A 22,847-nucleotide genomic window follows, 5' to 3' on the forward strand; every position below is an offset into this window, starting at 1 on the left:
TTCGTTTCACAAGAGTTAAGAGCAGCAGAAGACCCCGAGTTTGAAACCTTCTACACCAAAAATATTCTACTCAATGAGGGCTTGAGAGCTTGGATGGCTCCTTTAGACCAACCCCACGAGAAATTTGTATTCCCCGAAGAAGTACTCCCCCGTGGTAACGCTCTCTAAACTTAATCGTTTAAATAATTCATTCTTCTTTTAAGATGAGAGAAGCCCCGTTCTGGGGCTATTTTTTATGAAAAAAATTATTAGTAAACTGAGTAGGATTAAGTAAAAGCGATGTTTAAATTAGAGCAAATTGGGGAAAATACGATTAATAAAATAGCTGAAATGGCTCTAGCTAGACAAATTAAACAAGCTGAGAAGGTTTCAGTAAAAGTTAAAACAGACCCCGAAAAATTAGCAAAAGGTTTATTAGAATCGATTACTATTTCGGGTTCAGGGTTGATGCTTAATTCTTATTTACGAGTTCAAGAAATGGAGATTAAACTTAATCAAATTGTAGTTAATCCTTTTAAAGCCTTAATGGGCAATATTCAACTCATCCAACCTAGTCTAGGGACGATACACGTTGTTTTAAAAGAAAAGGATATTGAACAATCATTACGCGATCGTATTTGGCATGAAACGTCAGAAGCTAATAGAAGTTTAAGCAATCAAACCTTACAAATATCTATTCAACAAGTTTTATGTAAGATTTCTGAACAAGGACAAATCATTATCACGACTCAAATACATGAGCAAAGTACCGGCGAAATTAAGGAAGTTTTATTAAAAGCTATTCCAACGATTGAGTTAAATAATGAAATTGCTCTAAAAGAAATACAACAAACAGAAAACTCATTAACCACTCTAGTCAATGAGATTATTTTAAAAGAAATTATACAGGTTTTAAATTTCAATTCTTTTTATATTAATGGCTTAGATTGGAAAATTCAACAGCTAACGTTTAAAACTGGTCAATTCATTGTACAGGGGATAGCCATTATGTCCAGATTTCCAGGAGCTTAAGAATTCATTATTCCTGTAATAGACAACAAAAATTAAATATTAGTGAGTCAAGACAGGAACTTTTTCTCTTAAAGCGAAAATCTAGTAACTTATCGATCGCTGTTCAGGCAAAAAATTTAAGTACAGGAGCCAATAAATCATGATTCGCTATTCATTGCCCTATAACAACCTTCTCTGCACGATGTTACTTGTTTTCACTGTCCCTACCGTTGCTTTACCCACTCATGCTCAGACATCACCGTCTATGACTACGGTGCAGGTTCCTCTAACTGATGCACAAGCAAAAATCATGCAAGAGAGGTCTAAAACATTAATCGATTTCTTAAGTCGTGGAGAATATGGTCAAGCGAGAGCTTTACTCGCTCCAACTTTAGCAGACCAACTAACAACGGAGCAAATTCAGGAAATTTGGGAAAACTTGATGAATAAGATTGGCAAAATTAAACAACAAACAAAATCACGGGTGATTGATACCGTCAACTCAGATTTAGTAGTGATTGATACCGTATTTGAGAAAGGACAAGGGGAGATTATCGTTACTTTTAATGACGAGCAGCAAATTGTCGGAGTAGATTTTCCTAAATTAGAATCAATTACTGAGATTTCCGATCTGGTGGTTCAATCTTTAGCAGAAAGAAACTTCCCTCGCGCTAGAGGATATTTACACCCTTTATTAAAAACAGAGATTTTCCCGCAGCAAATTCAGCAACGATGGGACAGCTTACAACAAGCGAATGGTCAGTTTAAACGAGTCGTAGACACGGAAGTTAGAGCGGGTTCTTCAGTTGATGAATCCGATGTGGTCATTCTGACGCTAGAGTTTGCCAAAGCAACAAAAGAGATGTTAGTAATCTTTGATGATCAACGGCGAATCGTTGGAATTAATCTTGTTGAATAATTTAAGTCCTTATTCCCTCTCTAATTTTTTTTTACGAATGGAGAGGGACACTATATATATAAGTGTAATTACGGCATTGATGTTTAAAATAGCTTGAAATTCTACAGTAAATTTCATTGACAGATATTGTCCTTGTGACAGTGTTAAATCTGGCTGTTTATCAAAAATCTTCAAAAAATTAAGTGTTATAAATACGTCTAATTGCCTAAAGACCCTATTAATTTTTTAAATTTTATTAAATTTATTAATCAAAATAATATATTTAGGTTATACAAGACGAGCAAGCTATTGTTTGTCAACCCTATATTTAAAATTTTTATTTTTAGTCAAATTGATGATTTGATATTTTTATAATAAACTAATTTTTTTGTATATAACTTGACGGTTTTTTTAGTCTAACTATGTATTTTTTCTCGAATTTGACAAACTTAAAAAAACCCAGACTTGCTGCTCGTCTGTGTTCTAGCGAACTGATCTAGTTCACAATGATTGAAAAGATAGCAAAAAATAGTAAACCTTCAATCTTATGATAAATTTACAGGTTTATCAATAGGTTATAGAAATTTTTGATTTAAAAAGCCTAAAGTCATAGGATCAAATGCGATCCCCATTGAAAAAATCATGTTACGGTGTAACAGAACTAGATACAAAATTTAGTTCTGTATAAATTTGTGAAGAAATAAAGTTAGCAAGTTCAGCCTGCCTATAACTGTCACCTGCTAACTCGTCTAAACAATACAATCTAATGAAACGAAAAATCTGGAATCAGTTTACAACGACTGTCTTAACTACAGTTATAGGAACAACTATATCTTTAGTTAGTTCCGCAGAAGCCACATTTGGTTCTTCTTCGACTGATTTGGTAGCAAAAGAGCAATCAACTACTGAATCAACATTAAAGTCTACCACAGAAACCCAATCTACAACAGTAGATTTACGGAATAATTTTGCGCCGTCGCAAAACGAACCTAATTCTAAATCAACTGCTATAGAAAGTTCGGAATCTTTATCAACGTTTCCTGCTGTACCAGAGCCAGAAACGCTGACAAAACCGACTAATGACGCAGTTCCGGTCAGTAAACCTCAACCTAAACAGACGGCTGTAACGACTCCTATTTCTAATATTAATGCAGCCCCAACAAAAAAAACTCAACCTACAAGAATAAATTCAACAACAGTCCCTTCTAAAGCACCCGCTAAAGTTTCGAGTCGTCCGCAAACGGCACAAACTAAAAGTAGGGTTGCTGCTCGAAAACAGGGTATGGCTTCGTGGTACGGACCTGGTTTTCATGGTCGGCGTACAGCAAATGGCGAATCGTTTAACCAACATGGTATGACGGCGGCTCATCGAACATTACCCATTGGAACAAGAGTAAAAGTGACAAATCTTAACAATGGTCGTTCTGTTGTGGTTCGGATTAACGATCGCGGACCCTTTAGTGGAGGACGAATCATCGATTTATCCAAAGGAGCCGCTAGATTAATTGGAGTCATGCAATCGGGTGTAGCTCCCGTCCTACTAGAAGTTTTAGGACGCTAAAATTAAAGAACAGGACAAAGGGAAAAAAAGCGGTAAAACGCTCCATTTACCTTGTCCTAATCTCTATGTAAATAACAAAATTGAATTCAATAGAGTGTAAGCTATGAGGGGTGAATTTTTTTCAGCCTTCATTGTTCTGTAGGAGGTAAAGTGCGTTTGTTTACAACGATCGCGGGATTGCGAGCCCATTTAAACAGCCTTTTTAAAGATCAAACGATTGGATTAGTTCCCACAATGGGAGCGCTTCATATGGGTCACGCCAGCTTAATTAAACGTGCGATCGCCGAAAATCAAATAACGGTTGTTAGTATATTTATCAACCCCCTCCAGTTTGCCCCGACTGAAGACTTACAAAAATATCCTCGTCAATTTACCCAAGACTGTCAACTATGCGAACAACTAGGCGTTGATGTAATTTTTGCGCCAACACCTGAAACAATGGGCATCGCTAAAAATACTGATACACAGACCAATTCTCTAACGACAACTGTTGTTCCTCCCCAACAAATGACATCGGTATTATGTGGCAGCTTTCGTCTAGGACACTTTCAAGGCGTAGCAACCATCGTCACCAAGCTTTTTACCATTATTGCTCCAACAGTGGCTTATTTTGGCGAAAAAGATGCCCAACAACTAGCAATTATTCGCCAACTGGTTAAGGATTTAAACCTTAATATCGATATTAGAGGCTGTCCAACCGTGCGCGAACCTTCAGGACTCGCTTATAGTTCCCGTAACCAATATCTAACCCAACAAGAAAAAGAACAAGCCGTTATTTTGTCTAAAAGCCTTAAATACGCTCAAGAGTCTTTTGCTCAGGGCGAGCGAGATAGCCAAACTTTGATGACACGAGTTAGAGAGCAACTGAAGACCGTTCCAGAGATAAATATTCAATATATAGAGTTAGTTCATCCCACAACACTTATGCCTTTAGAAAAAATAACAGATTCAGGACTATTAGCGATCGCCGCTCATCTTGGTTCAACTCGTTTAATTGATAATGTAATCTTACGACAGCGTAAACCGATCATCGCCATTGATGGGCCAGCAGGAGTCGGTAAATCTACGGTTACTCGTTTGGTGGCTCTTGAATTAGGTTTAACTTATCTTGATACTGGGGCAATGTATCGCGCCTTAACTTGGTTAGTTTTGCAAAAAGGAATACCTTTAGACGATGAAGGAGCGATCGCAGAATTGGTGAGTGATCTTCATTTAGAACTCATTCCCTCTGTCTTTCCAGAACAACCGATGACGATTAAAATTAACGGAGAAGATGTTACAGAAGCCATTCGGACACCCGAAGTAACGAAGAATGTTTCGGTTATTTCCGCTCAACGTTATGTCCGTCAGGGAATGCTTTCTCAACAACATCAATACGGAAAAATTGGCGGAATTATTGTCGAAGGACGAGATATCGGTACAAAAGTTTTTCCTGATGCAGAATTAAAGATTTTTTTGACAGCTTCCGTACAAGAACGCGCTAAACGACGCAGCAAAGATTTAATCGCTCAAGGTCAAACTAACATCGAATTATTACAATTAGAACAAGATATCGGACGACGAGATTATCTCGATAGTCATCGCGCTATTTCTCCCTTATTAAAGGCTCCTGATGCGATCGCTATTGATACTGATGGTTTAACCATTCATCAAGTAACCGAAAAGATTGTACAACTCTATCGGGAACGTATTTCTACAGATAGCCAAGTTTCAGGTTAACTCAAATCATTATCATATTCTTTCTGATTTGTCAATATTTTTGGTCTTAAATCAGGTTTTTTTAAAGGATTTTGAAAGAAAGATCCGGTTTGAGGAGGAAGTACGGGATCGCCGATCACTTCGGCTAAACTTTTGATCACGCCCGTTAAAGGAATGGCTAAAACTACGCCTAATAATCCTGCAACTTCGGCACCAATAAGCAAAGAAATAAAAATAAAAATGGGAGATAATCCTGTAAGATTTCCCATCAGTTTCGGGGTAATAAGATTATCTTTAATTTGTTGTACGATGACTGAAGTCACCAAAACCTTAAGAGCTAACCAAGGATCAATAAAAAGCACAATAATCACAACAATACCGATCCCCAAAGTTGCACCTATAAACGGAATAAGTTCCATCACTCCAATAAACACAGCAAAAAGCAGAAAAAACGGCACTCTCAACACCCAAAAAGCCAAAGTTAGTGTGATTGCCATGAAAGTTCCTAATAGCAATTGTCCCGTGAGAAATTGATGTAAATTGCGTTTAAGAGCGGCAGTGAGTTCAGTTTGAATGAGAGGACTAAAAATAGAAGTGAGCCATAGCCAGAGTTTTTGCCCATCAATGAGCATATAAAAAGAAATAACAAGAATCAGAATAAAATCGATGAATCGATCAAAAGTTCCTAAAAGCAAATTAACACTTGTTCTAGCGGTTGACTCCGCCAGAAATTGAAATCGACCTGAAAACTGAGCCGTAAGCAATTGTACATCAATCGGTAAATTATGCTCCTCACTCCAACTCTGAAGATTAGTCAAGCGTTGCTGTGCTAACCCAACAAAACTGGGAAAATTAATAATTAATTGTCTTGCTTGCTCAATAACTGGCGGAATTAAAGTCACCAGTAAAATAGATACCAGAATAAGGCTAACTAAATAAACAACAGCAGCAGCGAGCGCTCGTTGTGGTAAAATTGATTTTAGGGCAGTAACAGGGTAATTTAGTAAAAAAGCGATTAAACCGGCTGTTAAAAGGAGACTAATTAAACCCCCAAAATAGCTTAAAGATTTAGCAGTGAGCCAAGCTGCAATAATCGTCAATGACCAAGTTAATAAATTTTTTTGAACCTGCGACAACAAAATAAATTACCCCGTAACTTTATTTAATTAATATAAACGACAAATGAAAAATAGGGACAATCTTTTCGATAGATTATCCCACAATTTAAAGAAAATAACCGTCTTAAACCGTCGTAATATCTTTCTCCTTAGATGCTAATAACTCATCAATTTTGCTGATATATTGATCCGTCACCTTTTGGATATCATCCAGTAAAGAACGGGCTTCATCTTCCGAAATTTCATGACTTTTTTCCTGTTTGCGGACGGCATCAACGCCATCCCGACGAATGTTTCTTAAAGCAACTTTTCCTTCTTCGGCTAATTTGCTGGCAAGCTTAACCAGTTCTTTTCGTCTATCTGATGTTAGGGGAGGAATATTTAAGCGAATTATTTGACCATCATTATTAGGAGTTAACCCAATATCAGACATCGAAATAGCTTTTTCAATCAAGCCCATACTACCTTTATCATAGGGCTGAATCGTGATAGTCGTTGCATCGGGCGTACTAATTGTAGCCAAGGACTTTAAAGGCGTTTCTGTCCCATAGTATTCTACTGTGATTCGATCTAACAAAGCAGTACTAGCACGACCAGTCCGAATTGTGTTAAAAGACCGTTGAGTTGAATCAATTGTCTTTTGCATATTTTCCTTAATTTCAGCTAACTTCACAAAAACCTCCGACAAGCGTTCCAACAGGTTCTCCCTGTATCGCACGAACAATATTACCGCGAACGGATAGATCAAAAATCACAATTGGGATATTATTTTCTTTACATAATGCGATCGCTGTACTATCCATTACTCGTAAGTCATGAGTTAAAACATGACCATAATTGAGACTTTGATAACGACGCGCACTTGGATTAAGTGCCGGATCTGAGTCATAAACACCATCGACTTTAGTGGCTTTGAAAACGACATCGGCATCAATTTCGGCGGCCCTGAGTGCTGCGGTGGTATCAGTGGTAAAGAAAGGATTTCCTGAACCTGCACCAAAAACGATAACTCGCCCTTTTTCCAAATGACGGATCGCCCGTCTACGGATATAAGGTTCGGCTACTTCTTGCATAGCGATCGCAGTTAAAACCCGCGTTGGAATGTTAGCGCGTTCTAAAGCATCTTGTAACGTCATAGCATTCATCACGGTTGCGATCATCCCGATATAATCAGCCGTAGCCCGATCCATTCCTGCTGATGCTGCTTTAACGCCTCGAAAAATATTGCCGCCGCCAACAACAATGGCTAATTGAAATCCTTGTTCGACGACTTCTGATATTTCTTCGGCAATGTCAGCAACAACCTTGGGGTCAATCCCATAGCCAAGATTACCCATGAGATATTCACCACTTAATTTTAATAATACCCGCCGATAAGTCATGCTTGTACTGCTACTTTTGAATATTTTTCTGGTCTATATTTCTCCACTAAACATAGCAGGTTTTTGTCGATTCGGTGATGCAGTTTTTGGGTTTAAACCAGAGATAATAAAGGATTGCCCGTTAGTATACCTTCAAAGAGTTTCAGGCCGTCAGTGGCTTTAATTAGGGGATCTGAGGCTCTTTCTGGATGGGGCATCATGCCTAAAACATTACCTTGATGATTCACGATTCCAGCAATATTATTAAGAGAACCATTTGGGTTACTTGCTGGTGTGATATCCCCTGTTGGACTACAGTAACGGAACAAAACTTGCCCATTATCTTCTAATGTTTGCAATGTTTCTGCATCTGCATAATATCGACCTTCTCCGTGAGCGATGGGAATAGTTATAATTTGCTCACAAGTATAATTTTGTGTCCAAGGTGAGTTAGTATGTTCTACTCTTAGGGGAATTTGATCGCAGATAAAATGTAGATTTTCATTTCGGGTTAAGGCTCCTGGTAATAATCCCACTTCGGTTAAAATTTGAAAGCCGTTACAAATGCCTAAGACATATTTACCTAATTTAGCGTGTTCGATAACACTTTTCATAATAGGCGAAAAACGAGCGATCGCACCACAGCGTAGATAATCTCCATAACTAAATCCTCCAGGAATTACGATAACATCGAGATCATGGATATCTGTCTCTTGATGCCAAACTCGACGCGTCGGACAATGGAGTAAACCGGATGTAACTGTTACGACATCTCGATCGCAGTTTGAACCTGGAAAAACAACAACACCAAATTTCATATATTCCTTATTAAAAAACAAATTTCAAGCTAGAAGTGCCAAAGGAGTTAATTCAAAGCGATAATTTTCTATAACAGGGTTAGCTAGAAGTTGATCGCACATCTGTTCTAACTGTTGTTTGGCATCAAGTTCATGCGGTGCAGTGAGGGTAAGCTCAATATACTTCCCAATTCTAACTTGTTCGACTCCTTCATATCCTAACTGCAAGAGTCCAGACTGTATTGCCGTTCCTGCTGGATCAAGCACTGAAGGACGAAGGGTTACATAAATGCGACACTGATACTGTTGAGACATATACTTATTCATTCAAAAGACGACGTTAACCATCTCTATTATGAAAGCTCAACGAACCCGTTCTCAAGAAAAAGTTTTTCAATTGCTCAAAACGCTTAATCGTGCGATTTCAGCCCAAGAACTCTATATAGAAATACGTCATTCTAGTCAAAATATGGGTTTAGCAACTGTTTATCGTTCTTTAGAAGCTTTGAAGTTAGAAGGTTCAGTTAAAGTCCGAACCTTGGCAAATGGCGAAGCTGTTTATAGTCTAGTCCAAGCGGATCAACATCATTTAACTTGCGTCAACTGTGGACAATCATTTCCTGTTAATGAATGTCCTGTACATGATTTAGAAGATAAATTAGAAAATTCCTATCATTTCAAGGTGTACTATCATACCCTAGAGTTTTTTGGTCTATGTCAACAGTGTCAATTAAAAAATCATTAATTCTTTTTTTAGGAATAGCAGGAACACCAGCGACTAAAGTGTAATCTGGAACATTTTTAATCACGACTGCACCCGCAGCAATCATCGCATATTTTCCAATCTGAATATCTTCGATAATCACACTACCAATTCCAACAACTGTACCTACTCCTACCTTGACATGACCTGCAATTTTAACCCCCGGTTGAATTACAACATATTCCTCTACAGTTGTATCATGACCGATAATTACTCCTTTGTTTATTGATGAATGTTCTTTAATGGTGACTCCAGAAGCAATAATTGTTCCTGAATTAATAATTACTCCTGGAGATAAAAACGCTGTTGGAGAAATAATTGCTGTTGGATGAATCAAAATCGAAAATTCAAGAGCAAATTTTTCTACTAATTGTTTTTCTAAGGTAGCTTTTTTAAAGCCTGTAAATCCCATCAAGTAATACTCATCTGCTTCTGGTTTAAAGTTTTCTAAAAATTGTATTTCAATAGGTTTATCTTGATTAACGTGATGAGGATTGAATTGAGGATCTTGTAATCGCTCAATTCTTTGTTTTAGAGAAAGTCTGTTTATATCTGAAGATTCTGGGATGTTTTGCACAACTTTTTTAAGAATTCCTCCCGTTGCATGAATGATTTCTAGCCAATCGCCAAAAAGATGATTATGTCCAAACATTACATACTGTTTCACGTTTTTTAAAACCATATAATTTATGTTATCTTAACATAACACGTTTTCCTCAATTTTAAGATGAACAATCATTTTCAACTATTACTTTGTACGGGTAATACCAATGTAATCAAATTAGCAACAGAGGCGGGTGTCGATGGTATTATTGTAGAGTGGGAAGCAATTGAGCTTGAGAATAATGCTGATTTATTGCTAACCTCTGAAAAAATAGAAGCATTAAAACAAGTTCGTTGCAGTACAGATGCTTGGATTATTTGTCGTCTAAATCCATCTCATACCGAAACAAAACAAGAAATTGAAACTGCTCTTGCTTTAGGTGCTGATGAAATTTGGTTACCGAAAGTTCGTACTATTGTAGAAGTTGAAAAAGTTTTAGAAATTGTCAATCAACGTTGTCATTTAGGAATTGTCATCGAAACTTTATCCGCAATACAATTAGTTGATTCTTTGTCTAAACTATCTCTTAATAGAGTGCATATCGGACTTAATGATTTAGCAGAATCTTTGAAAAATCCTCATTCTTTTTTGGCACTCTGTGATGGAACTGTAGAAAAGATTCTACAGCCTTTTTCTATTCCTTATGGTTTTGGAGGACTCACACTACCTGATTTAGGTTTTCCGATTTCCTGCCGTTTATTAATGGGTGAACTCATTCGATTAGGTTGTAGTTTTAGTTTACTTCGTCGTTCATTTTTGGCTGATACAGAACCACAAAATTTAAAACAAGCAATTTTTGCAATTAGAGAGGGAATCCAGCAATCTATTAATAGAAATACTTTAGAAATTAATCAAGATCAACAAGAATTATATCAAAAAATTCAAAATTTAAATAAATAATTTCTGTAATTTAGTTTTTTAATCATACCTCGATTTAACAGAAGAATGTTAGTAAAAATTAATATTAATCATTTCTTCTCCAAAAGTTAGGTTGTTGAAAACATAGCTTTTTTATTTCTTCTGAGGATAATTTTATCTGATTATTTTTGAATTTTGAGGATAATTTTAAATACTGTTTTGCAATTAATGGAGCCACCAAATATAATACAAATTTTAACTTTTGTTTAATTGTGAATTCATATTTATTACCAAATATTGAAGTTTTTAAGTAATAAAAAAGAGTTTGAGAATAATTTTTTATTAAATAAGAATTAGCAAATTCATAAATTTTAAAATTTACTTTTAATTTATTAATTGATTGAGGAATAGCATTAATGTCTCTATGAGTTAACCAATTATTGTCATGAACAACTTGTAACCAAGTTGGTAGTGTAAAAATTTGACGAACCGGTAAGCCTAACTTTGATAATTTAAAAATTTGCTGATGAGAAATTATTTTACAAGTAACAAAATTATCATTTTTTTCAATTAGTGAAACAAAAGGGCTTGATAAGTATTGACGCATGAAAAGTCCATCTCGATGCAAAATATAGCCAAACGGAAAATTAATATATTCAAATTCTTGTTGATTAAATTGTTGCTGAATTAAATCAATAAAATTATAGCAAATAGTATCATCACTATCAATTCCTGTTGTTATAATAAATTGCGTATTTTCTTGCAAATGATCTTGTATAGACTGAATTAAAAAATAATAAAAGTTAACTTTAGAGGGAGTATATATAGGTTTAAAATTTTTCCAATTTGACCATTGATTAATTTTTGTTTTAATAAAATCTGGAGTTTCTTGATCAAAAAAAATAAGCCACAGAAAATTCTTATTACTTTGTTCATAAATGCTAGAGTAACAAACTTCCTCAAACAGATTTAACCTAGAAGTTAAATATTGAATGTCAAGTTGATAATTTCTAGGTTTAATCCCAATATCAACATTAAAAGGAGTTATTAAAAAATGCTGAAATAAATTTATCATAAATTTAATTAAAAAAATCCAAAATTGCTTCAATGATTCGCTTAATATCTTCATTTTTGAGACTGGGATAAATGGGTAGACGCAACAAACGACTAGAAATATCGTCTGTGATAGTTAAATTTTCTACCGCATAACCATACCGTTTTCCTGCTGGTGAACTATGAAGAGGTATATAGTGAAAAACTGCATAAATTTCTTGATTTTTTAGAAAATCAATTAATTTATTGCGAATGTTTAAATTAGGTAATAATATATAGTAAATATGAGCATTATGTCCACATTCTAGCGGAATAATAGGACGGCGAACTAAACTTTTATTTTCCAACTCAGCCAAAGCTTGATGATATTGATTCCAGATATATAATCGTTTTTTAAGTATCTGCTCAACTGATTCTAATTGAGCCAGAAGAAAAGCAGCAATCAATTCACTCGGTAGATAAGACGAACCAAGATTAACCCATGTATATTTATCAACTTCTCCTTGTAAAAACTGAAATCGATTAGTTCCTTTTTCTAGTAGTATTCTAGCTTGATTTATTAATTCAGGCTTATTGATGAATAATGCTCCTCCTTCACCTGCACTAATATTTTTGGTATTGTGAAAACTAAGTGCGCCTAAATGTCCAATACTTCCTAATGCTTGATTTTTATAAGTTGCTGATATACCTTGTGCCGCATCTTCAATTACCCACAAATTGTAATGTTTAGCAATCTCCATAATGGTTTGCATTTCACAAGAAACACCAGCATAATGAACAGGTATAATAGCTTTAGTTTTTGAATTAATAGCATTTTCTAATTTTGTTTCATCAAGATTGAGAGTATCAGAACGAATATCAACAAATACGGGTATACCTCCGCGTAAAACAAAAGCGTTTGCGGTAGAAACAAAAGTATAGGAAGGCATGATGATTTCATCACCAGACTGTATGTCAATTAGTAAAGCTGCCATTTCCAATGCCGCAGTACATGAGTGAGTTAGTAAAGCCTGATGAGTACCGATATTTTTTTCTAACCAAGTCTGGCATTTATGAGTAAATTCGCCCTGCCCTGATAATTGTCCCTTCGTAATAGCTTGTTGAAGGTAATCTAGTTCTTTTCCTGTAACAAAAGACTGATTAAAAGGAATTTTTATTAGATTCATAGTTTGAGCCACAGAGCAATAATATAGTTAGCTATCTATAAACTTTTATATAAACTTACAAAAGCTACCATTCTACCTGATAGTGTATCCAAATCTAATACTTCATGTGGATCAACATCATCTACGCCATGAATCGTCGAGCTATCGTAAATAATCAGATCGCCTAAACAACATAATTCTTCAAAGCAAATTCGTTGCTCATTATGTTCAATAAATCCCCCACCTTGCTGATAGTTTATTCCTTTTTGACTCATTACTAATAATAATTGAAAATAATTTAAGTCTTTTTGATTAGCAATATTTGTTAATGTTTTATCTCGATGAGCTTGCATAAAACCGCCTCCTTTTGGATATTGATGAATTCTGGCTGCTGTCCATAATCCATCCTCTATAGTATTCATAGCAAAATTTATCGGTTTATTTAATAACTGATTTCTTACTCTAATCATTTTTCTAAATAACTCGTGCATCTGATAAATATCTTCATTCCACAGAGCATTATAAAAAGTTCTTAACAAACGAGCATAAGAACCCGTATGATGTTTACTATGAATACTGCCAACAGATAATTTTTGAAAGTTTGTTTTGACCTGCTCAGGAGATTCACCAATAGTAGGATTATCGTTATTTTTTGAAAATTTTTGTTGAATGGCTTGTCTGGCTTGAATAACTTCTGATTCCGTAGTTATTCCTCTTAGGCAAGCAAATTTATTATTTTGTAAACAATTAAGAATTTTTGCAACAGGTAATTGATCTTGCTGATTAACAATGAAAAGATTTTCTTTGAATAAAGAAACTATTGCTTCTGATGGCTTGCTCGTTTTCATTAAGTTATGTTCAAAGCGAATGATTGCAATATCGAAGATATTGTATCATAAATAACTTCTAGTAAATACCAGTTGATTTTTACTGTTATGATTAATTATTACTGGCTAGATGTAATACCTCTTTCTCGAAGTTGACGAATAAAAAATTCTTCTAGTGAAGCACGGGCTAAGTTTAAACTAATTAATTGAGCATCCATTGACGGTAAGGTATTGAGAAAGTTTTGTGGATCACCCTTAAGTTGTCCATGCCATAAACCATCTTCTAAGGATAAACCAATCATCCATTCTTTAAGTTGTTCTTCTGTGCCACCTTTGACAATGACTTGATAAACATCGGCACGTCCTAAAATATCATCGAGAGAACCGACACAAATTAATTCACCTCTAGCTAAAATCGCAATCCGATCGCAAATTTGTTCAACATCTGAAAGAACATGAGAGTTAAAAAAGATAGTTTTTCCCTGCGCTTTCAGTGATAAAATAATTTCTCGAACTTGATAGCGTCCCATTGGGTCTAGTCCTGACATCGGTTTATTAAAAGTGCTTTTAAAAGATTCACACGGATTTAATATTATTCATTACTAATAATTATGACTACCTATTTACATCATTCGAGCCAATCAGGCCCTTTTATAAAATCCCCGTCACCAAGAAAGGTTTTGCATAAAAAAGATCCTTGTCCAGGTCCATTAAAATTTTTTGCTCTTCTAAAGTTAGTTGCAATTAGGATAGCATTATCCATCTCTATCCCGTAAAAATCAGCACCGTTGAAGTCGGCACCACTCAAAATAGCTTCGTCGAGATTGGCAAAGGAAAAATCAGTCCCTATACAATCAGCACCACTCAGGTCAGCACCACGCAAGTTAGCATGACTGAGATTAACCCCATTCAAGATGGCACCAAGCATCTTAACCCTACTCAGGTCAGCATGACTCAAGTTGGTGTCACTAAAATCGACACAACCGAGATAAGCATGACTCAAGTTAATCCCTTGCAGATCAGCACCTCGCAGCGACCTACTGTTGAACCTAATTTTAGTGAAATCTCTTTCACCAGCAGCATATTTTTTAAGCAATTCTCTACTGTCCATAATTTTCCTACATTTATTAACAACATCAACAATACTAACCCTACTGGCTAGATGTAATACCTCTTTCACGAAGTTGACGAATAAAAAATTCTTCTAGTGAAGCACGGGCTAAGTTTAAACTAATTAATTGAGCATCCATTGACGGTAAGGTATTGAGAAAGTTTTGTGGATCACCCTTAAGTTGTCCATGCCATAAACCATCTTCTAAGGATAAACCAATCATCCATTCTTTAAGTTGTTCTTCTTGACCACCTTTGACAATGACTTGATAAACATCAGCACGTCCTAAGATATCATCGAGAGAACCAACACAAATTAATTCACCTCTAGCTAAAATCGCAATCCGATCGCAAATTTGTTCAACATCTGAAAGAACATGAGAATTAAAAAAGATAGTTTTTCCCTGCGCTTTCAGTGATAAAATAATTTCTCGAACTTGATAGCGTCCCATTGGGTCTAGTCCTGACATCGGTTCATCTAAAAAAACAAGTTCAGGATCATTAATTAAAGCTTGTGCCATACCAATTCGTTGTAACATTCCTTTAGAGTATTGTCGTAAATGTTTTTTACGGGCGGTAGAACGAGCTAAACCCACTAAATCTAAGAGTTCTGGAATGCGTTTCTTTTGAACAGAGGGCGGAATTTCAAATATTCCAGCGATAAATTCTAAGAATTCCCATCCTGTCAGGAAATCGTAAAAATAAGCATTTTCTGGTAAATAACCGATGCGTTGTTTAATATGGCGATCGCCGATAGAATGACCTAATAAGACGGCGCGTCCTGATGTGGGACGAACAATACCCAGAAGCGTTTTAAGAAGTGTTGTTTTTCCCGCACCATTGGGACCAAGCAAACCAAAAGTTTCTCCTTGATAGACACTCAAGGAACAGCTTTTTAAAGATTCGATTTTCTGATTCAGCCAAAACCCTGTCAAGTATACTTTTCTTAATTGCCAGGTTTGCACGACTGGGGTTTGTTCAATGGGTTGAGTTTGAGTGGAACTATCTAGAATAGTGTGCATCAATACCCTCTATTACTTCAATTCTTTTCTCTTAGTATTCCCAACGATGAGCATTTTTTTTCTATTTCATACAAAATTAGCCCACAACCTTTCAGTCATGGGCTAATCTTATTGAGTTTTAAGTTAGATGTTATTCAACAGTAATGGTTCCTGCCATTCCTGCGCCGCGATGGGGTTCGCAGTAGTAGCTATATACGCCAGGTTCATTAAAAGTGCTTTCATAAGACTCACCTGGTGCAAAAACAAGACTTTTATGAGACATTTTAGTGGCTACGTCACTAGGTACTTTAGCACTGTCAAAAACAACGTTATGAGGAGCTAACTTATTGTTGACCCATTTGACTGTATCACCTGCTTTGATTGTAACGTTAGCAGGCTGAAACTGAAGTTGACCACTATCGGCACCCATTTTAACAGTAACAGTTTCCGCAGCCGCCGGAGCGATGGAAGCGAAAAAGCTAGAAATGACTAGCGCAACAGTAGCCAATAACAAACCGAGTTTTTTGGACATAATTTTTAGTAACCCTAATAAATCATCTGATGAATCTAAGTTTGACCGCTTGTCTTTTGACATTGGTTCTTTATTACCCTTAATCGATCTTACTACAAAGTTTGACAACTTGTCTTTTGACAAAAAAAACACTTTTTTTAACGATGCAAGAGGGGCAATTTGAATCAACCGAAAATCATCAAGAGGAGAACTCCGTTGAAAAAACTACTATTACTGATCGTTCTATTTTTCTCGGTCACGCTGTTTAGCCTGACTCAGCCTGCCTTTGCGGGTGATGCTGCTAGTGGTGCAAAAGTTTTCACCGCTAACTGTGCCGCTTGCCATCAAGGGGGCAAAAATGTTGTTAACGCAGCTAAAACCCTACAAAAAGCTGATTTAGAAAAAAACAGTATGAACTCTATAGAAGCAATTGTGACTCAAGTTACAAAAGGTAAAAATGCAATGCCCGCTTTTGCTGGACGTATCAGTACAGATGATATCGAAAATGTAGCAGCTTACGTCTTAGCTCAATCTGAAGGCGGCTGGAAATAGGTTAGTCACGCGGTACACGACCGTTAAACCATAAAAATAAATGTTTCTAGAGAATGGAATTATAATATTTATCCATTCTCTTTTTTTTTCACGATTTGTAATCCAAGCTAGACAAGTGATCTGTTGTTCGGAAAGCTTCTAATCAGTTTTTTAGCTTGTCAACCATAAACTCGATTAAATGTTAAGATTTACGTGCAAATCTGAACTATCCCCAATATTTATTAATGACATCCTTAATGCTTCAAGATCAAAACCAATTAACTGAGATTTTGGCGATCGCACGCTCCGTCGGCTGGGGGGCTGCCAATATTCTACAAGCATATTATCGAGGTGAAGCCAATAAAGGCAATTTAGACATTCAAGAAGATAAAAAAGATGGGCCTGTTACCGCAGCCGATTTAGAAACAAATCATTATATTTTAGAAAAACTACAACAATCATTTAGTACCGAAGAGTATGGCTATCTTAGTGAAGAAACCCATCAAGGAACTGATCCAATTCCTCATGACTGGGTATGGATCATCGATCCTTTAGACGGAACAAGAGACTTTATTGACAAAACTGGAGAATTTGCCGTTCATATTGCCTTAGCTTATCAAGGTAGACCCGTAGTCGCCGTTGTTGCTATTCCCGAAGCTGAAAAAATCTATTTTGCTGCCCAAGGACAAGGTACATTTGTCGAAACCAAACAGGGGGAAGTTAAACCGATACACGTTTCTAAAAGAAATTCAATAGAAGAATTGTATTTTGTGGCGAGTCGAACACACCGAGATGAGCGCTTTCAAAAATTGATTCAAAGTCTGCCCTTTAAAGGGGTTAACTATGTTGGTAGTGTGGGTTGTAAAATTTCGACGATTTTAGAACAGCAATCAGATGTTTATATCTCTCTATCGGGAAAATCTGCCCCGAAAGATTGGGATTTTGCCGCACCTGAATTGATTTTAACCGAAGCAGGTGGCCAGTTTAGCTATTTTAATGGAGAACCTGTTCAGTACAACCGTGGAGACGTTCGACAATGGGGTGGCATCATGGCGAGTAATGGTCAATGTCATCAAATACTCTGTGAACAAGCGAGCTTTAACTTAGCAGAAATTGATCAACAATAGTTTAATTTTAATAAATTTTAATAAATTGGTGGCCTAGTCCCACCTTTTTTATGTGATCAAGATCACACAGTTTATGTGATCTTGTTCATCGCATTGTAATAGCTCTTAAGCTATGATTATGATAAATCAAGTTTAACTGATAATATTTAATATTTTTGAAAAGCATCGTTGTTGCAATTCTATATTTTTCCCTCACTAAACCAGTAAACGTTGACCCAAAACTTCAATAAGTTATAAGAATTAAGAGAAGCCAGAGGAAACTATGTTTAAAAGTACCGCTACTATTGAACTACAAAAAAGTTATGATTCAGGTGAAAGGAAATTTCACAAAATTGAATTGCGACGGGCTGACTTAAGAGGACTAAATCTGAGCTATGCTGATTTAAGTGGAGCAGATTTAAGTTATGCTAATTTGAGAGAAGTTGATTTAACGGGAGCTAATCTGAGTGAAGCTAACTTAAATGAAGCTGATTTAACGGGAGCTAATTTACAGCAAGCTAATTTAGAAGGTGCTTATTTAATCAAAGCTTATTTAATCAAAACTAATTTAAAAGAAACTAATTTATCTAAAGCTTATTTAACAGGAGCTTATCTAACGAAAAGCGATTGCAGTCATGCTAATCTAAGCGGAGCTTATCTAAATAGTAGTAAAATTACGGGAACAATAATGACGGGAAGTTATTATGATCAATATACTCATTTCGATAGCTCATTTGATCCAATAAAAAATGACTTAAAACAAATTAATCAATTGAATCTTGAAACAAATATAACGATCATTGAGTTAATTAATACATTTAACTATTTGAGTCAAATTAGTATTCACTACTTGGGTCATACAATGACGACAAGATATTGGGAAAAGGCTAGACCAAAGCATGAATGGTTGTCGCAATTCCAGTTTAATCGCCTTTCTAAAATAACCTTTTTAGGAGAGTCAAAACAAACGATAAATTTTGCTCAAGTGCAAGATATTCAAGAATGGACAAATTGCTTTATTAATTCTTGTTCTAAAATTATTCAAGATTTTCCCAGAATGATCGATCCTAAACAAGTTGCTTTTGAGATCGCTGCTGTGGATTTATCTTCTGATGAGGCTTCTCTTGCTGTTTCTCAACCCAATCATTAATCACTACAATTTTCTAATAAGGACACTTTTTTAACTGGCGTGCATCTAACGAGATAGCCCAAAAGTGCAAAGAATTGTTATAGTTAAATTTTGTAAGCCGAATGATCTGGCGTTACGCTTTCTCTAAAAAAGACTTATGAATCTAAAAAAAGTTTTATCTAAAGGTTTTATCTCTACCCTACTTCTAGCGGGTTCTCTCGTTACTGGATTTCAAGCGATGACTTGGGCTGATGGTAATCCAGGTTTAACGATCTTTAGTGGGGTCGATCGAAAAGATATTCTAGATTATTATCTACAGTTTGGCGGTCGTCCCAATCAATGGGATCGTTATAAGCTTTATATTCCTGCCAAAAAGATGACACAAGGTGCCTCAACCTTTTTCATCTCTTATCCTGATTATTTTGATGGTCGCTTTGATACAGACAAAGTAGAAGTTAGAGTTGGTGGTAAATCTCTACCTTTAAAAGAGGTTATCTGGGATCAAGATAGTCGTATTTTAGAGATTAGCTTGGCTACACCGATCGAAGCAAGCACTAGAGTAGAACTGGTTTTATCTAACGTTAAAAATCCTGATTTTGGAACTTACTATCTAGTTGGTGATGTTTTAGCGGCGGGTGATATTCCAGTACGTTTGTATATCGGAACTTGGATTGTAAGTATTGAACCTTAATTCGCTTTAAAAATACTAATTGCTAGTCATTGGTTGTGTAACCACTTCTAGGGGGACAACAACAGGTAAATCATTTGTCCGTTGAATCTGATACGAGACTCGACTCACCCCCGAAGGACAGCAAAGCGCGTCTTTTTCATCATAACGATTGAATTCCGCGCTGAGATTTGATGTATCATACAAAAAAATCGGTCGAGACGAACTATCGGTACGAGAGTCCATCAACTGAGGTGAAAGCGTACCGGCAAATACACCATTGACAAAAACAAACGCCTGATATTTTAGTGGACGACACATCCCATCAAAATCGCTTGTCGCCGTCACTAAAGTCGTTTGATCGTAAATCTGTGCAGGACCGAATAACATCCAACCATTATCCTTTAAACTTACATCTTCCTTGAGTGTTGGACGACGTACACCTTCAAGACAGCGTTTCATCAGAGTAGGATCGTTTTGAGGTTTTGGGGCTTGAGGAATAGATGTTCCTGCTTGATTCCAGTTGGTTAATTTTTTTTCATTTAACCATGTTTTAGAGGAATTGGGGGCGGGTGGACGATTCGCATCGACAAAAATTAGTGTACCTATCCCTTTTTTGGTGCGATAAGTTAACTTTAATTCGCCTTGATTATTAATGTCAAAACGTTCTACCATCGTTAGGGCGGATAAAAATTGGGCTTCTTGAGCCATAATGGGTTCTGCACAAGCTTTAAAAGTTGATGCGATCGCCGAATTAATCTTTAAGTTTTGTTTGTTCACCTGATAACCGGTACGATAGCGGTTACAACCTCCTAAACCTGATAAATTACCGTTTTCAAAAGAAATTGTAATGGGAGCATCAGGAACTAAAGAGGTTTGATCACTCCAACTTTGTAATTGCCAGGGTGTCCCTTGAAGCGGTGGTTGACTACCTGCAAAAACTACTGTTGTTGTGATCGTACCATGAGCAACAACGGTCAACAAACTTCCTAAAATCCCTTTTTGAACTTTGTCCATTATTGACACTCCTCTTGAATTTTGGTTTTTGGTGAATCTAAAAACCAGAGACATTAATCTCTGGTTAATAAACTGAAATAGAATAGTTTTCTAGTTTTCGGTTTGAGTCGCAGGAACCGAAAAGAAACTAAGATGATTTAAGGTTCTTTTCCAAGGATGGCTCTGTACTTCTCTAATTAAAGTTGTTCCTGTCCAAGATAGATCAGGAATTGCTAAATTAACGACTGTTTTATTAGGAGATGCGTCTCTAAGTAACATTTTGGCATCTTTTTCTTTGATAATTAGCTGAATCGATTCGCTGCCGTTATGTCCATATAATGTAGCAGGAATTAATCCCTCACGGCGTAAGGCTCTAGGTTTAGATCCTTCAGGTCTTTTTTGACATTCAACATTGACTGACATGACTTATTTACCTCAATAAACTTTATTGTTAATTTATGAATCTAGTAATTCATAACTTAGAATTTCTCTGGGGGTACCATTTTCATCTAATAAGGCTCGTTTTGGCCCATGAATCGGATCTTCGACGATAATCGTTTGATCTCGACTTGCGCCAAGAGAGATAATAGCGATCGGTACTTCCATTAATTCAGCCAGAAACTTGAGATAATCCTTCGCTTGTCTGGGCAAGTCTTCTAGATTACGACAATCACCTGTATCTTGTTGCCAACCGGGTAAGGTACGATAGATGGGTTTACATCTGGCGAATTGATTAGCGCTATTGGGTAAATGATGACAGATTTTGCCATCAAGTTCGTAAGCGACACAGACTTTGATTTCGCTTAGGGTATCGAGTACATCTAGCTTGGTGACAGCTAAACAATCTAACCCATTGATCCGCACTGCGTAACGACCAATCACCGCATCAAACCAGCCACAGCGACGCTGACGACCAGTTGTAGTGCCAAATTCAGCACCGCGATCGCACAAAATTGCCCCGATTTCCTCATGTAGTTCTGTGGGAAAAGGCCCCTCACCGACACGAGTCGTATAGGCTTTAGCCACACCAATAACTCGATCAATAACGGTCGGCCCAATTCCTGAACCCACGCAAGCCCCACCCGCTACGGGATTTGAGGATGTCACATAGGGATAAGTCCCATGATCAAGATCTAATAATGTCCCTTGGGCCCCTTCAAAAAGAATATTTTTCTTTTTTTGAGTGGCTTCGTATATTTTTAGAGAGCTATCAATAACATGAGGTCGTAGTTGCTCCGCATAGTCCAGATATTCGGCGATCACCTCTTCTGGATCTAAAGGAGGTACATTATAGAGTTTCTCTAAAATGACATTTTTATAAGTTATTGTCCAAGTTAGTTTTTCTCGTAAATCGTCGGCATTCATGAGATCGATCACACGGATGCCTGTCCGTTCGGACTTATCGGCATAGGTTGGCCCAATACCGCGACCTGTCGTACCAATTTTATGTTTCCCGCGTCGTTCTTCAGATGCCTTATCCATCAAACGATGATAGGGCATTGTTACGTGAGCAATTTGTGAGATAAAAAGATTATCTACTGAAATATTTAGAGCTTTGAGTTGCTCTATTTCCCGTAACAAAACTGACGGATCGATCACCGTGCCAGAACCGATGATACACTCGGTATCAGGGTAGAGAATCCCAGAAGGGATTAAGTGTAGCTTGAATGTTTGTCCTTGAACTACAAGGGTATGTCCTGCATTGACACCGCCTTGAGGACGCACTACTACGTCGGCTGATCGACTCAACAGGTCTGTAATTTTTCCTTTTCCTTCATCGCCCCACTGGGCACCTATCACTATGACGTTAGCCAAGAGTCTATTGAGTTAAGCTAAAGTTCAAACACACAAACAATTATTATCTCTATTTTGTGTAACAACTGTCAAGTTTTTTTGACTCAGCTAAGGTTGATTTGGCGGTTGCGGTTTGATTTTTCTCATTCCCTTACCTAAATATGCTAAAACGAATCCAGTTAAGCCCATCATCCCGTATTCAAAATATTGAGTAGTGGCTATCCCAGTTCCAAAAATTAATATAAATAAGAATATTATTTGTTTTTTGCTTAATTTATTCATGTTTTTTGTGTATTTATAATAATCAAGGATGCAGAACAATTAAATTA

At 36.5% G+C, this 22,847-nt stretch carries 24 protein-coding genes and 3 pseudogenes; 11 read left to right on the plus strand and 16 right to left on the minus strand.

Annotated features, from left to right (window positions below; genetic code table 11):
* The 5 genes and pseudogenes from C7H19_RS16475 to C7H19_RS16495 all read left to right on the plus strand — a co-directional run.
* Window positions 1–168: pseudogene (locus tag C7H19_RS16475) on the plus strand (photosystem II D2 protein (photosystem q(a) protein)); the annotation flags it as partial.
* Between the two features lie 111 nt (window positions 169–279).
* Window positions 280–1,011 carry an LmeA family phospholipid-binding protein gene (locus C7H19_RS16480; RefSeq protein ID WP_106458022.1) on the plus strand — a complete coding sequence of 244 codons (732 nt, stop codon included), beginning with the start codon at window positions 280–282 and terminating at the stop codon, window positions 1,009–1,011.
* Between the two features lie 139 nt (window positions 1,012–1,150).
* Window positions 1,151–1,909, plus strand: a complete 759-nt coding sequence (locus C7H19_RS16485) for a DUF3887 domain-containing protein (RefSeq protein WP_106458023.1) — start codon at window positions 1,151–1,153, stop codon at window positions 1,907–1,909.
* A 745-nt stretch (window positions 1,910–2,654) separates the two neighbouring features.
* On the plus strand, window positions 2,655–3,449 hold the full coding sequence (locus tag C7H19_RS26820) for a septal ring lytic transglycosylase RlpA family protein (RefSeq protein ID WP_245927570.1): 795 nt from the start codon (window positions 2,655–2,657) through the stop codon (window positions 3,447–3,449).
* A gap of 150 nt (window positions 3,450–3,599) precedes the next feature.
* Window positions 3,600–5,168: a bifunctional pantoate--beta-alanine ligase/(d)CMP kinase gene (locus C7H19_RS16495; RefSeq protein ID WP_106458024.1), complete on the plus strand. Its 1,569-nt coding sequence runs from the start codon at window positions 3,600–3,602 to the stop codon at window positions 5,166–5,168.
* Here C7H19_RS16495 and C7H19_RS16500 read toward each other — a convergent pair.
* The 5 genes from C7H19_RS16500 to purS form a co-directional block, all read right to left on the minus strand.
* Window positions 5,165–6,283, minus strand: a complete 1,119-nt coding sequence (locus tag C7H19_RS16500; RefSeq protein WP_245927575.1) for an AI-2E family transporter — start codon at window positions 6,281–6,283, stop codon at window positions 5,165–5,167. The two genes, C7H19_RS16495 and C7H19_RS16500, sit on opposite strands and share 4 nt — an antisense overlap.
* A 106-nt stretch (window positions 6,284–6,389) precedes the next feature.
* Window positions 6,390–6,911, minus strand: coding sequence for a ribosome recycling factor (gene frr, locus C7H19_RS16505; RefSeq protein WP_425428913.1), 522 nt, complete (start codon window positions 6,909–6,911; stop codon window positions 6,390–6,392).
* 13 nt (window positions 6,912–6,924) lie between these two features.
* Window positions 6,925–7,647: a UMP kinase gene (gene pyrH, locus C7H19_RS16510; protein WP_106458027.1), complete on the minus strand. Its 723-nt coding sequence runs from the start codon at window positions 7,645–7,647 to the stop codon at window positions 6,925–6,927.
* A gap of 92 nt (window positions 7,648–7,739) precedes the next feature.
* Window positions 7,740–8,444 carry a phosphoribosylformylglycinamidine synthase subunit PurQ gene (gene purQ, locus C7H19_RS16515; protein WP_106458028.1) on the minus strand — a complete coding sequence of 235 codons (705 nt, stop codon included), beginning with the start codon at window positions 8,442–8,444 and terminating at the stop codon, window positions 7,740–7,742.
* 24 nt (window positions 8,445–8,468) lie between these two features.
* Complete coding sequence (gene purS, locus C7H19_RS16520) at window positions 8,469–8,738, minus strand: phosphoribosylformylglycinamidine synthase subunit PurS (protein WP_106458029.1); 270 nt, start codon at window positions 8,736–8,738, stop codon at window positions 8,469–8,471.
* Between the two features lie 40 nt (window positions 8,739–8,778).
* On the opposite strand from purS, the gene C7H19_RS16525 reads away from it, so the two are divergent.
* A complete protein-coding gene (locus C7H19_RS16525; RefSeq protein WP_106458030.1) occupies window positions 8,779–9,168 on the plus strand; it encodes a Fur family transcriptional regulator in 390 nt (129 codons plus the stop codon).
* On the opposite strand, the gene C7H19_RS16530 is transcribed toward C7H19_RS16525, so the two are convergent.
* Window positions 9,101–9,868 (minus strand): LbetaH domain-containing protein, encoded by a 768-nt coding sequence (locus C7H19_RS16530; RefSeq protein ID WP_106458031.1) that lies wholly within the window; start codon window positions 9,866–9,868, stop codon window positions 9,101–9,103. The genes C7H19_RS16525 and C7H19_RS16530 overlap by 68 nt on opposite strands.
* A gap of 45 nt (window positions 9,869–9,913) precedes the next feature.
* Between C7H19_RS16530 and C7H19_RS16535 the strand changes: the two genes are divergently transcribed.
* The gene (locus C7H19_RS16535) at window positions 9,914–10,690 is read left to right on the plus strand and encodes an aldolase/citrate lyase family protein (protein WP_106458032.1); all 777 of its coding nucleotides are present in this window, start codon (window positions 9,914–9,916) and stop codon (window positions 10,688–10,690) included.
* A gap of 64 nt (window positions 10,691–10,754) precedes the next feature.
* Here the strand turns inward: C7H19_RS16535 and C7H19_RS16540 are convergent, their stop codons facing one another.
* The 7 genes and pseudogenes from C7H19_RS16540 to petE form a co-directional block, all read right to left on the minus strand.
* A complete protein-coding gene (locus C7H19_RS16540) occupies window positions 10,755–11,723 on the minus strand; it encodes a glycosyltransferase (RefSeq protein ID WP_181280646.1) in 969 nt (322 codons plus the stop codon).
* 4 nt (window positions 11,724–11,727) lie between these two features.
* Window positions 11,728–12,867 carry a dTDP-4-amino-4,6-dideoxygalactose transaminase gene (gene rffA / locus C7H19_RS16545; RefSeq protein WP_106458034.1) on the minus strand — a complete coding sequence of 380 codons (1,140 nt, stop codon included), beginning with the start codon at window positions 12,865–12,867 and terminating at the stop codon, window positions 11,728–11,730.
* A 35-nt stretch (window positions 12,868–12,902) separates the two neighbouring features.
* Window positions 12,903–13,694 (minus strand): hypothetical protein, encoded by a 792-nt coding sequence (locus C7H19_RS16550; RefSeq protein WP_106458035.1) that lies wholly within the window; start codon window positions 13,692–13,694, stop codon window positions 12,903–12,905.
* A 98-nt stretch (window positions 13,695–13,792) separates the two neighbouring features.
* Window positions 13,793–14,230, minus strand: a pseudogene (locus tag C7H19_RS16555) (multidrug ABC transporter ATP-binding protein); the annotation flags it as partial.
* Between the two features lie 71 nt (window positions 14,231–14,301).
* Entirely contained in the window at window positions 14,302–14,784 is a 483-nt protein-coding gene (locus C7H19_RS16560) for a pentapeptide repeat-containing protein (RefSeq protein WP_106458036.1), read from the minus strand.
* A gap of 40 nt (window positions 14,785–14,824) precedes the next feature.
* Window positions 14,825–15,805 carry an ABC transporter ATP-binding protein gene (locus C7H19_RS16565; RefSeq protein ID WP_106458037.1) on the minus strand — a complete coding sequence of 327 codons (981 nt, stop codon included), beginning with the start codon at window positions 15,803–15,805 and terminating at the stop codon, window positions 14,825–14,827.
* 130 nt (window positions 15,806–15,935) lie between these two features.
* Window positions 15,936–16,316 (minus strand): plastocyanin, encoded by a 381-nt coding sequence (gene petE, locus C7H19_RS16570; RefSeq protein ID WP_106458096.1) that lies wholly within the window; start codon window positions 16,314–16,316, stop codon window positions 15,936–15,938.
* Between the two features lie 195 nt (window positions 16,317–16,511).
* On the opposite strand from petE, the gene petJ reads away from it, so the two are divergent.
* The 4 genes from petJ to C7H19_RS16590 all read left to right on the plus strand — a co-directional run bounded on the left by petJ (window position 16,512) and on the right by C7H19_RS16590 (window position 19,752).
* Complete coding sequence (gene petJ / locus C7H19_RS16575; RefSeq protein ID WP_106458038.1) at window positions 16,512–16,847, plus strand: cytochrome c6 PetJ; 336 nt, start codon at window positions 16,512–16,514, stop codon at window positions 16,845–16,847.
* A gap of 224 nt (window positions 16,848–17,071) precedes the next feature.
* Window positions 17,072–17,953 (plus strand): 3'(2'),5'-bisphosphate nucleotidase CysQ family protein, encoded by an 882-nt coding sequence (locus C7H19_RS16580; protein WP_181280647.1) that lies wholly within the window; start codon window positions 17,072–17,074, stop codon window positions 17,951–17,953.
* A 262-nt stretch (window positions 17,954–18,215) separates the two neighbouring features.
* Complete coding sequence (locus tag C7H19_RS16585; RefSeq protein ID WP_106458040.1) at window positions 18,216–19,082, plus strand: pentapeptide repeat-containing protein; 867 nt, start codon at window positions 18,216–18,218, stop codon at window positions 19,080–19,082.
* A gap of 136 nt (window positions 19,083–19,218) precedes the next feature.
* Entirely contained in the window at window positions 19,219–19,752 is a 534-nt protein-coding gene (locus tag C7H19_RS16590; protein WP_106458041.1) for a DUF2808 domain-containing protein, read from the plus strand.
* A 15-nt stretch (window positions 19,753–19,767) separates the two neighbouring features.
* Here C7H19_RS16590 and C7H19_RS16595 read toward each other — a convergent pair whose 3' ends face one another.
* The 3 genes and pseudogenes from C7H19_RS16595 to C7H19_RS16605 form a co-directional block, all read right to left on the minus strand.
* Window positions 19,768–20,745 carry an META domain-containing protein gene (locus tag C7H19_RS16595; protein WP_245927577.1) on the minus strand — a complete coding sequence of 326 codons (978 nt, stop codon included), beginning with the start codon at window positions 20,743–20,745 and terminating at the stop codon, window positions 19,768–19,770.
* A gap of 108 nt (window positions 20,746–20,853) precedes the next feature.
* Window positions 20,854–21,147, minus strand: a pseudogene (gene rplY / locus C7H19_RS16600) (50S ribosomal protein L25); the annotation flags it as partial.
* 33 nt (window positions 21,148–21,180) lie between these two features.
* The gene (locus C7H19_RS16605) at window positions 21,181–22,539 is read right to left on the minus strand and encodes an adenylosuccinate synthase (protein ID WP_106458043.1); all 1,359 of its coding nucleotides are present in this window, start codon (window positions 22,537–22,539) and stop codon (window positions 21,181–21,183) included.
* Window positions 22,540–22,847: the final 308 nt, after the last annotated feature.

The sequence above is a fragment of the Aphanothece hegewaldii CCALA 016 genome, from assembly GCF_003007785.1.
GTDB classification, from domain to species: Bacteria; Cyanobacteriota; Cyanobacteriia; order Cyanobacteriales; family Microcystaceae; genus Chroococcus; species Chroococcus hegewaldii.